Annotated in this window: 1 rRNA gene; it reads left to right on the top strand. The window is 52.6% G+C overall.

The features are described 5' to 3' along the window. Positions 1-10: 10 nt before the first annotated feature. Positions 11-1541: ribosomal RNA gene (locus tag ACQ4W6_RS25665) — 16S ribosomal RNA — on the top strand. Positions 1542-1554 lie beyond the last annotated feature (13 nt).

Genomic DNA, 1554 nt, shown 5'->3' with positions numbered 1-1554 from the left:
AACAGAGATTAAACTGAAGAGTTTGATCCTGGCTCAGATTGAACGCTGGCGGCATGCCTTACACATGCAAGTCGAACGGCAGCACGGAGCTTGCTCTGGTGGCGAGTGGCGAACGGGTGAGTAATATATCGGAACGTACCCTAGAGTGGGGGATAACGTAGCGAAAGTTACGCTAATACCGCATACGATCTAAGGATGAAAGTGGGGGATCGCAAGACCTCATGCTCGTGGAGCGGCCGATATCTGATTAGCTAGTTGGTAGGGTAAAAGCCTACCAAGGCATCGATCAGTAGCTGGTCTGAGAGGACGACCAGCCACACTGGAACTGAGACACGGTCCAGACTCCTACGGGAGGCAGCAGTGGGGAATTTTGGACAATGGGCGAAAGCCTGATCCAGCAATGCCGCGTGAGTGAAGAAGGCCTTCGGGTTGTAAAGCTCTTTTGTCAGGGAAGAAACGGTGGGAGCTAATATCTCCTGCTAATGACGGTACCTGAAGAATAAGCACCGGCTAACTACGTGCCAGCAGCCGCGGTAATACGTAGGGTGCAAGCGTTAATCGGAATTACTGGGCGTAAAGCGTGCGCAGGCGGTTTTGTAAGTCTGATGTGAAATCCCCGGGCTCAACCTGGGAATTGCATTGGAGACTGCAAGGCTAGAATCTGGCAGAGGGGGGTAGAATTCCACGTGTAGCAGTGAAATGCGTAGATATGTGGAGGAACACCGATGGCGAAGGCAGCCCCCTGGGTCAAGATTGACGCTCATGCACGAAAGCGTGGGGAGCAAACAGGATTAGATACCCTGGTAGTCCACGCCCTAAACGATGTCTACTAGTTGTCGGGTCTTAATTGACTTGGTAACGCAGCTAACGCGTGAAGTAGACCGCCTGGGGAGTACGGTCGCAAGATTAAAACTCAAAGGAATTGACGGGGACCCGCACAAGCGGTGGATGATGTGGATTAATTCGATGCAACGCGAAAAACCTTACCTACCCTTGACATGGCTGGAATCCTTGAGAGATTGAGGAGTGCTCGAAAGAGAACCAGTACACAGGTGCTGCATGGCTGTCGTCAGCTCGTGTCGTGAGATGTTGGGTTAAGTCCCGCAACGAGCGCAACCCTTGTCATTAGTTGCTACGAAAGAGCACTCTAATGAGACTGCCGGTGACAAACCGGAGGAAGGTGGGGATGACGTCAAGTCCTCATGGCCCTTATGGGTAGGGCTTCACACGTCATACAATGGTACATACAGAGCGCCGCCAACCCGCGAGGGGGAGCTAATCGCAGAAAGTGTATCGTAGTCCGGATTGTAGTCTGCAACTCGACTGCATGAAGTTGGAATCGCTAGTAATCGCGGATCAGCATGTCGCGGTGAATACGTTCCCGGGTCTTGTACACACCGCCCGTCACACCATGGGAGCGGGTTTTACCAGAAGTAGGTAGCTTAACCGTAAGGAGGGCGCTTACCACGGTAGGATTCGTGACTGGGGTGAAGTCGTAACAAGGTAGCCGTATCGGAAGGTGCGGCTGGATCACCTCCTTTCTAGAGTTTGCAC

Source organism: Janthinobacterium woesei (assembly GCF_051380875.1).
Lineage (GTDB): Bacteria > Pseudomonadota > Gammaproteobacteria > Burkholderiales > Burkholderiaceae_D > Janthinobacterium.
Note: the sequence above shows the minus strand (reverse complement) of the source record. Positions and strands in the feature narration are given on the sequence as shown.